General features: G+C 68.7%; 10 protein-coding genes. 3 read left to right on the top strand and 7 right to left on the bottom strand.

Going from position 1 to position 8882, the window contains the following annotated elements:
* Window positions 1-2 precede the first annotated feature (2 nt).
* The 3 genes from CC117_RS38710 to CC117_RS05510 form a co-directional block, all read right to left on the bottom strand.
* Window positions 3-344 (bottom strand): hypothetical protein, encoded by a 342-nt coding sequence (locus CC117_RS38710; RefSeq protein WP_071082675.1) that lies wholly within the window; start codon window positions 342-344, stop codon window positions 3-5.
* Between the two features lie 61 nt (window positions 345-405).
* A complete protein-coding gene (locus tag CC117_RS05515) occupies window positions 406-1968 on the bottom strand; it encodes an ABC transporter substrate-binding protein (RefSeq protein ID WP_198541743.1) in 1563 nt (520 codons plus the stop codon).
* Between the two features lie 257 nt (window positions 1969-2225).
* Window positions 2226-2699: an ABC transporter permease family protein gene (locus CC117_RS05510; RefSeq protein WP_256385356.1), complete on the bottom strand. Its 474-nt coding sequence runs from the start codon at window positions 2697-2699 to the stop codon at window positions 2226-2228.
* A 383-nt stretch (window positions 2700-3082) separates the two neighbouring features.
* Here CC117_RS05510 and CC117_RS05505 point away from each other — a divergent pair, with 383 nt between their 5' ends.
* Window positions 3083-3349, top strand: a complete 267-nt coding sequence (locus CC117_RS05505; RefSeq protein WP_071082674.1) for a hypothetical protein — start codon at window positions 3083-3085, stop codon at window positions 3347-3349.
* A gap of 121 nt (window positions 3350-3470) precedes the next feature.
* Here CC117_RS05505 and acpP read toward each other — a convergent pair whose 3' ends face one another.
* Together acpP and CC117_RS05495 are read right to left on the bottom strand one after the other, a co-directional pair.
* The gene (gene acpP, locus CC117_RS05500) at window positions 3471-3707 is read right to left on the bottom strand and encodes an acyl carrier protein (RefSeq protein WP_071082673.1); all 237 of its coding nucleotides are present in this window, start codon (window positions 3705-3707) and stop codon (window positions 3471-3473) included.
* Window positions 3708-3874: 167 nt separating this feature from the next.
* Complete coding sequence (locus CC117_RS05495) at window positions 3875-4384, bottom strand: hypothetical protein (protein ID WP_071082672.1); 510 nt, start codon at window positions 4382-4384, stop codon at window positions 3875-3877.
* A gap of 246 nt (window positions 4385-4630) precedes the next feature.
* Here CC117_RS05495 and CC117_RS37260 point away from each other — a divergent pair, with 246 nt between their 5' ends.
* Window positions 4631-4804 carry a hypothetical protein gene (locus CC117_RS37260; protein WP_157905349.1) on the top strand — a complete coding sequence of 58 codons (174 nt, stop codon included), beginning with the start codon at window positions 4631-4633 and terminating at the stop codon, window positions 4802-4804.
* 454 nt (window positions 4805-5258) lie between these two features.
* Here CC117_RS37260 and CC117_RS05490 read toward each other — a convergent pair whose 3' ends face one another.
* A complete protein-coding gene (locus CC117_RS05490) occupies window positions 5259-5978 on the bottom strand; it encodes a class I SAM-dependent methyltransferase (RefSeq protein WP_071082671.1) in 720 nt (239 codons plus the stop codon).
* Between the two features lie 83 nt (window positions 5979-6061).
* Window positions 6062-6910, bottom strand: a complete 849-nt coding sequence (locus tag CC117_RS05485; protein ID WP_071082670.1) for a helix-turn-helix domain-containing protein — start codon at window positions 6908-6910, stop codon at window positions 6062-6064.
* Window positions 6911-7025: 115 nt separating this feature from the next.
* Between CC117_RS05485 and CC117_RS05480 the strand changes: the two genes are divergently transcribed.
* The gene (locus tag CC117_RS05480; protein ID WP_071082676.1) at window positions 7026-8018 is read left to right on the top strand and encodes an aldo/keto reductase; all 993 of its coding nucleotides are present in this window, start codon (window positions 7026-7028) and stop codon (window positions 8016-8018) included.
* Window positions 8019-8882: the final 864 nt, after the last annotated feature.

Genomic DNA, 8882 nt, shown 5'->3' with positions numbered 1-8882 from the left:
GGCTACGCGTGCACCAGATCCGACTGGAAGGCGGCGACGCCTCGTCCGACTCCTACTGCTTCCCATGACGCGATGTCGCCGGGTGCCCTCCGCCAACGGAAGGCGTTCTCCGGTCGGGTGGCATAGACCGAGACCGTCGCGCTCGCCGCCAGTCCCGGGTCGGGCACCCCGACCTCCTTGAGGAGGTCGAGGGCCCGAGCCCGGGCTTCCGTGCAGATGAGGCCGAGGCGCCGGCGCGGCCCCTCGGGCAACTGCCGTTCCACCCGCACCACGGGGTTCAGCGACTGACCGGGGTCCTGGAGGACCATGACGATCTGCTTGCCCCGGCTCGCCGCCCGCTCCATGGGTCGTGGCTACCTTTCATCCGGGTAGCGACCGACTACTGCTGGAGCCGCGGGGTGACGACTACGGCTGGATCCACAGTTCCTCGGGCAGCAGCGAACCGAGGCCGTACTGCACGAGGCCGCCGACGTTCTTGGCCGAGATGGCGCCGAGCCCCCCACGCGCGACGAAGAACATCGGGGTCAGTTCGGTCAGCCGTTCCTGCACCGTGTCGTAGGCCGCCTTGCGCTCCTCCTCCGAGGTCGCGGTCCGACCGGCCAGCAGGGCCTTGTTGAGCGCCGGGTCGTCGATGCCGGGCATGTTCGCCGGCGAGCCCCCGCTGAAGACCGTCGTCAGCCGAGGCTCGGGGTCCTGGAAGAGCGCGGACGTGATAACCGCGTCGAAGTCGAGTGTCCTGCGCAGCTGGACGAACTCGGCGACCTCAATGATCCTGATTTCGACCTTGACGTTCTTGAAGGCGCTGAGCTGGGTCTGGATGTTCTCCGCAAGTGCCCTGTTCTCGCTGCTGGAGGCGCTGGTGAACGTGAAGGACAGCGGCTTGCCTTCGGCGGCCAGCTCGTCGAAGAGCCGCTGGGCGGTCTCCTTGTCCCTCTTGCGCAGCGGCGTCTCCGAGTAGAAGGGGGAGGCGTCGGTGAACAACGTGTCGGCCAGCTTCGCGGTGCCGTTGTAGGCTGCGAGGTTCAGCGCGTCCGAGTCCACTGCCGCCGCGACCGCCCGACGCGCACGAATGTCGTCGAACGGTGCTCTGCGCATGTTCAGCGCTGTGAAGACGCCGCCGCTGAGCTGCATGACGTCGGTCGGCAGACCCGCCTTGGTGGCCTTGTCGAGGTTGACCCAGCTCGAGTCGACGGCCACGTCCGCGCCCCCGGTGAGCAGCGTGTTGTAGCGCTGGTTGCTGTCGAGCGCCGAGCGGAGGGTGAGGCGGTCGAGGTAGGGCTTGGGTGCGTCCCAGTAGCGGGGGTTCTTGACGAGCCGGATGTCGGCCTGGCGGGTCCAGCTCTCCAGGGTGAACGGTCCCGCGCCGATCGGCTTCGCGTCGAAGGCCTGCTGGCCCTTCTGCAGGGCCGCGGGTGAGGCGATCCAGTTCATCGAGGAGGCGAGGACGGACAGGGCGTACCTCGGCACGGGGGTGACCAAGGTGACCTTCAGCGTGACATCGTCCACCACCTCGGACGATTCGATCGTCGCCGCCTCCGACCGGTGGGGCGAGCCGACGGCCGGGTCCTTGGTTCGGTCCCAGTTGAACTTCACGGCCTCGGCGTTCAACGGGGTGCCGTCGGAGAACACCAGCCCCGGCCGCAGCTTCAGGGTGAAGGTCTTGCCGTTGTCGGTCGTGGTGAACGACTCGGCCATCGAGTAATGGACCTCGTCTGCCTCATCGTTGGTCATCAGGGTCCCGTACAGGGCGTTACCCAGGAGGGCGCCGGACGCATACGCGTTGCCGAGGATCGCCGGATCCAGAGTGCGCGGATCGCTCAGTAGGAGGACCCGCCCTTCGCCGCCGGCCACCGGTTTGGCGGAGGCGCTCGTGGACGGGCTGGTATCACCGCCGCCGCCGCATCCGGCCAGGACGAGCGCCACACAGCATGCGACAGCGGTGACGAGTAATCGCGTCTTACGAATCATCAGGGGACCTTTCATCAGTGTTCGGGATCGGTAAATCGGCGCAGGGCGCGGGGACTGAGGGGCGGCTGACTCAGGTGGCGCCCGGCTACGGGCGGGCGATCAGTCGTGAAGAATGCGGCAGCCGAACCGCTGGCGTGGTCGCCTGTTTCGTTGAGCGCGAGGATCCGCAGGGGCCCTCGCCCATGTTCCGCTCGGCCATCACGAACTCCCGTGACGACCAGGCGAGGGTGGGACCACCCCGTCACCGGAAACCGACCCTAAGCGGCTCCGCCAAAACGTAGATCAACACGGAGCCCGCGATGACGGCGGGTCCGAGAGGACACCGAGGACAGTGCGGTGATCGCCCGATCGATCGCCGTCCCGGGCCACGTCGCGGACACCACGGCCAGCGCCACGGCGRCGAGGAGAGAAACGAGTGCCAACGCCGCCATTTCCAACATCATCGGCAGCCGCTCGACGATCGCCTCGACGACGACAGGCTGCCCGGTCACCGGCGAGGCGCCCAGGTCACCGCACACCGCACCCCAGAGCCAGTTCAGGTACTGCGACCACAGCGGTTTATCCATGCTCAGTGTTGTGTTCAGTGCAGCGATCGCCTCCGGGGTCGCGTTCTCGCCGAGGATGACCGAGACCACCGAACCTGGCGCCAGGCCCARCAACGCCACCGCGCCCATGGTGACAAGTAAGATCACYAGCAGGCTCCGGCCGGCGCGTTTCGCAGCAGTGAGCACCACRCAGCTCGCTTCCTCTGTCCTGGAGAGGATGACAACGACCGAATCGGTCCGCGCAACCTCACTAGCGGTGAATACGCCCGAGTCCCTCAGAGAGGGTTATAGCCGCTGATCACGGCGTTGCCAACGTTTACTCGGGAGTAGGACGACTCGCCCCCTGAGCCTCGCGCCTCTCACAGCCACTCACCCGGCCACCGCCAACCAGGCTCGACCCGGCCGCCAGGCCACAAGAAGTATCAGTAAAGCGGTTATTGCCCCAATAATAGCGACATACAGGACATTCTGCCTGGCTGCCCTTCCGAGTTCAGGCCGACCACGCGACAGGCTGTCCGGTTTGCTACAGATCAACGATCCGAGGCGCCGCGCCGCCCATACTCGGCCGTGTGATCGCTCCCGGTGGCGACCGCGGCGGGCGCGAGATCCGCACGGCCGGTCTCGATCCCGACCGGGACTGGCTCGAGATCGTCCGCCTCCTCGTCTTCCACGAGTTTCCCTGGGACGCCCGGACGGCCGGCAAGCTGACGATCTGGCACCTGTTCGCGGTACCGAGCACGGCGAGTGTCGTCGGATCGATCGACGCGCTCGGCGCGAGCTGCTGGTGCGGTCCGAAGAACCTGCCTCAAACAGCTTGGCGGATTCCGCTGGCGTAGCGCTCGCGAACGCCGTGATTCCCACCTTACTTCCGGCGCCGCCGGAGACTCGCTGCTCCCCTCCGTGACGATTTCCAGTAGCACCAACTCCGGTTGATCGCGTCGACAGCCGACAGCGCGTCTACCGCCGGTGTGCGTTGATCCAGTCGATGGCGTCCTGCACGGTGTTGATCTCCTCGGAATCCTCGTCGGATATACCGATGCCGAACTCCTCTTCCAGGGCCACACCCAGCTCGACAAGGTCCAGGGAGTCCGCTCCCAGATTCTCGACGAATGACGCGTTGTTCGTCACCTGCTCCGGCTTGACGTTTAGTTGCTCCACGACGACGCCCTTTACGCGCTCCTCGACGGTGGACACTCCGCGGCCTCCTGCTCCGACGTGCGTGGAACTGGACCGTGGCGATCGCGTCGGCGAATCGCTCAATCCAGTCGATGGCGAAACAGGTATCCGCCGGTCACGCCGTTCCGGATGGTTGCTGGCCTCTGCCAGCCGTCAGCCGACGGGGGCTGCCCAGGCGATCCGGATCAGCTGGGCTGTCCAGACCCTCCGTCGATGGGCGGGATTCCCAGCTCTGCCCGGGCGGAGTCGAGGAAATCGCGCTCTGCCTGCCGGCAGGTGGCGATCAGGATGTCGGGAACCTGCCCGGGCTCGTGCCCTGGCCGCGCCTTCGCGACCTGGCGGATGGCGTCGACGACGTCCGCAGCCCGGTCGACAGTCTCCCGGTGGCGGGCGACCAGCCTGATCTCGATCTGCAGCTTGAGTGTCTCTACCTGCGCCGGGCCGCCGTCCGCGTGCCGCCCGCGGGCGACGTTGCCACCCTCTCGGACAACCACCTGATCACTTTGAACGACCGCCCGCCACTCCCGAGCCGAGGAGATGAACCTGGCATAGATCGACTGGCGGGTGTCCCTCTCGCGGCTGGCTTCCTCCCGCTGCCAGGTGACAGTCTGCCCCCGGCCGGCAAGGATCCCACCGGCGGCCACCCCGACGAGAGTTCCCAACGAGGCGATCAGCGGTTCGACGATCCCGCTCAACGCCCCTCCCGTCGACGACAGTCAGTGGCGAAAGTACATCACGGTTGTCGCGCGCATGCCGGATTCTTGGAGAACCTTCCGTGGAGCCCATGCACGCGAAGATTCGACGCGAAGGTTACGCCGGCGCGAATGCCAGGAAGATCAGATAGTTCGGCGCCATTCCGGGGGTCTGAGTCGAGCGGGCCGATCGCCCGGGCCTGCGCGTCTGACCACCCGACCTCGCATGGTCAGCGCGGTCGGTGGTCGGTGGTCGGGGCATCCGTCGAGGGTTCTGCCTTCGGTCCGCAGCCGCTGTTCGACGAGGTGCAGGAAGAGCTGAACCTGATGCGTCCTGGCGGGTTCGGGGCATGGAAGTCGGTCGACTCGCTGGTGCAGGTCGTCGTCCCACACGGCGGCGGCCAGGCGGGCGGTGTGGCGTAGGAGCCGGGGTTGTGGGTCCGTCAGCCGCCTGCCCACGACGTCGTGGAGCCGATGGTGATGGGTGTCCAGATCGGGGCCGTTGGCGAGGCGGTGCATCAGTTCGGCTTTCATGTAGCCGGATCGAAAGCACCACGGATCGGCTTCGAGGAACTGGACGGCAGTCTCGACCTCCTGGGTCTCCCCGCTCCGTAGAGCTTTGGCGGCGTGGTCGAACGGGCTGTAGAAGTCTCGGACCGCCAGGTCGAAGCGGTCCGCCCCCCGCGCCCAGGCATCCCACTGGTCCGCGCTCAGGCTCCGGCGCGCCCATAGTCGGTGTACGTCGGCGTGTAGTCGTTCGAGCTCGGCGGCCCGCGCCGTGATGCCGCTGCGGATCCTCGTCACCTGACGTCCACACCCGGTAGCTGGCCGCGGAGGGTCAGGTGCCGCACCGCGGCCAGGTGCGGCGCCTGGTCGGTCAGGACGGTTCGAGTGGATTGGGGGCGGACGCGACGAACGTCGCCACCCCGCCGATGAGTTCCACCCGGTGGTTGGCGAAAGCCGCGCCGAGTGCTCGATCCAGCGCTTCCGCGTGGTCGTCGACGTTGTGAAAGACGCCCTTCCGGTTGTAGAAGGCGAGCAGTGTCCGTGCCGGCCTGGACAGCTTTGCCGCGGTGGCCAGGATGGTCGAGCCGAACAGCACCGCCTGGGGCGACATGGCCGGCCGGATCGACGTCAGCAGCTGGCCTGTCTTGGTTTCGAGGTCACCTGGCATGCAGTGCAGCAGGTAGTTCACACCGACCGAGTCGAACGGTGCACCGGGTAGCTCACCCACCGGCTCGAGTGCGTTGTGGACCGCGGTTCGCGGGGCGAACCGCCTGATCCTGGTCGAGGCCGTACGCAGGGCATTCTGGTTGAGGTCCACCAGCGTCACAGCTGGGTTCGGGGTGGGCCACCGTGCCTTGTCGAGGTAGTACCCGGTGCCGACCCCGATGTCGAGGTGCCGGGCGCTGGCATGGCCGTCGTACAGCCGGCGCAGTCGCTCGGTCGGACACCGCCACACGAAGCGATTGGAGATTCCGAGTACGCCGATGTCGTAGGCGGCCAGTACCCACCGGTTGTAGGCGGCCTGACCGGYGAGCACGTCGGCGGAGAGGTCTTCGGCTCCGGATCCGTGACTGCCGGTAGCTGATGTCATGCGGAAAGTCTTGTCTATTTGGTCGCGATGCGCGAGCAGTGTCGGATCGTCAAAGGACGGGTCGCATCCAGGACTGGCAGGGGTCAGAACGGCGCCGTGGCGGGCGCGGCCATGGTGAGGATGGTGGTCAGGGCAGCGGCGGTGGCTGGGTCGGCGGGCAGGTAGGCGACGAGGCGGTGGTCGTCGGTGCCGGGCAGGAGCAGGGTCTCGAAGGCCAGCCGAAGGTCGCCGGCGGTCGGGTGGGCCCACCGCTCGACGCCGGTCCAGGCTGGCAGGGCGGCGGCGGTCGCGAAGCGGCGGCCGAACTCGCCGCCCGCGGTGATGCACAGCTCGTCGGCGAGCGCCGCCGCCGCACCGTCGCCGAGGTCGGCCGCCGCCCGTAGCGCCGCGGCCCGCTCGTCCGCCACCCGCGCCCAGTCCGGGAAGGTCGCGCGCGCCCGCGCGTCGGTGAACACGTAGCGCGCGAGGTTGGCGGGGACGTCGCCGACGAGGCCGACCGGAGCGGCGAGGCGGGTGAACCCGGTGGTGTGGGCGAGCACGTCGCCGTGCGCGGTGACGACCAGCGCGGGGCCGGGCTCGAGCCGGTCGAGCAGTGCCCGCAGGGTGGGGCGCAGCGGCGGCCGGGCCGGGGCGACGGACATCGCGCAGACCTCGCCGCCGACCACCTTCACCAGGCGGTAGAGGTGCACGCGTTCGTCCGGGGACAGCCGGAGCGCGTCGGCGAGCGCGCCGAGTACCTGGCCGGACGGATGGCGGTCGCGGCCCCGTTCCAGCCGCGTCAGGTACTCGACGCTGACGCCCGCGAGGATGGCCAGCTCGGCCCGGCGCAGGCCGGGGGTGCGACGGCGCGCGCCGGCCGGCAGCCCGACGTCGGTGGGCGAGATCGACTCCCGTCGGGCCCGGAGGAACCCGCCCAACACGTTGTCGACCATGCYCCGAGCCTAGGCAGCCCAGAGGGGCCCTGCCACGGTCTCCCTACGCCGGGCGCACCGCTGCAGGCTGAGGCACATGGGTAGCACCTTCCGCACACCGACAGACGGTCCGACGATGCGGTACCGGCTCTTCGGCCAGACCGGCCTGCGGGTGTCAGAGCTTTTCCTGGGCACGATGACCGTGCCCGACGCGACCGAATGCCGTCGTGTCGTCGAGGCCTACGCCGACGCGGGCGGCAACGTCCTCGACACCGCCTCGGCGTATGGCGAGAGCGAGAGCATGCTCGGCTCGGTCATCGACCGGCGTGACCGCTTCCTCGTCGCCACGAAATACACGCTGTCGCGGGACGCGGGTGACCCCAACGCCTCGGGCAACCACCGCAAGAACCTGGTGCTCTCGCTGGAACAGAGCCTGCGCCGGCTGCGCACCGACTACATCGACATCTACTGGGTGCACATCTGGGACCGACACACCCCGATCGAGGAGACCATGCGCGCGCTGGACGACGTCGTCCGCGCGGGGAAGGTCCTCTACGTCGGCATCTCCGACGCTCCGGCCTGGATCGTCGCCCGGGCGAACACCCTGGCGCAGTGGCGCGACTGGTCACCGTTCGCCGGTGTGCAGGTGCCCTACAACCTGCTGACCCGCGACATCGAGCGTGAGCTGCTGCCCATGGCGGAGTCGCTCGGGCTGACCGTGGCCGCCTGGTCGCCGCTCGCCGCCGGCGTGCTCTCCGGTGTCGTCGACGCACCCGACGGCCCCCGGCGCTCGGCGCGGGTCGACCCGCGGGCGCTCACCGCGCGCGACCGGGCCGCGGCCGCGGCCGTCCGCGCGGTCGCAGAGGAACTGGGCGCCACCCCCGCCCAGGTGGCGCTCGCCTGGACGCGCAGCAAGTCCGCGGCGGTGCACCCGATCATGGGTATCAACAACACCGCGCAGCTCGCCGAGAACCTGGGCGCGCTCGACCTCACCCTGCCGGCGGACGCGATCCGGCGGCTGGAGTCCGCGGTCGAGTTCCAGCTCGGCTTCCCCTGCGACTTCATCGCGGAGTGCGAGCCCAGCTCGTTCGTCTTCGGCGACACCGCGACGAAGGTGGACGGGCGGTAGCCACCGGCGCCGGGGCCGGGCGGCGGCGGCGAAACGCCTCGGTCAGATCCTGCGTGCGACCGCGCCGTAGACGAATCCCAGGGTGCCTGCGGGGTCTTCGTGGCGGGATGGAGCGGGAAAGTTATCAGGTGTCCGAGCCATGTGTGCTCGGACGGCCGGTTCGGCGCTGATGGTGCAGGTCACGGGGCATGCGGGTGCCCGGTGGAGCGTGGGCGTGCGACCTGGTGCTCATTAGGCGCCAGAGCGGGTTTCGGGCCGGCACTGGCCGATCTCGCTCGGCATCGTCGCAGGTCGGAGAGCCGATTTGTGCACCCAACCAGCACTAATGCGAACCTGAGCCTGCAGGTCAACGGCCCGACCGTGTCCGTCGAACGAGCCCACGCCAAGATCCGGCGCGACGGCTACGCCGGCAGTACGAACGCCACAAAGACCAGTTGGCTTTCATGCTCGAATGCGCATTCAGCGCGGGCCTGGCGATCGGCGTGAGGGCGAGTCGGCGGGAGTTTCGAGGCCCGGTTTCGCGAGGCGAGATGTGATCGCGCCCCGTCCTCGCTGGTGTTCGGTCACCATGTCCTCCACGGACCATCCTTCGCCATGCCGCGGTAACCAGAGCGTCCGCTGGCAGGGCCCCGGCTGCGGCGCAGCAGGATGCCTGACCGCCGGCCCGACAGGACTCCCAATGGGTTCGTCAAACCCGCTCGGAGAACCCAGGCCCCTCCGTGGCGCCGTCCCCATACCGCACCGCCTGATCCGAGAGCCGCCCGCAGACCATCCCCGCGTGATTACGCACAGGATGCACCCTCCGCCCCACTATTCGTGAACGGGCCTCCAGGGCAAGCCTTCTAGCAGTTTCGGAATGGCTTC

The sequence above is a fragment of the Parafrankia colletiae genome (assembly GCF_001854655.1).
Lineage (GTDB): Bacteria > Actinomycetota > Actinomycetes > Frankiales > Frankiaceae > Parafrankia > Parafrankia colletiae.
This window is presented reverse-complemented; position numbering and strand designations above follow the sequence as displayed.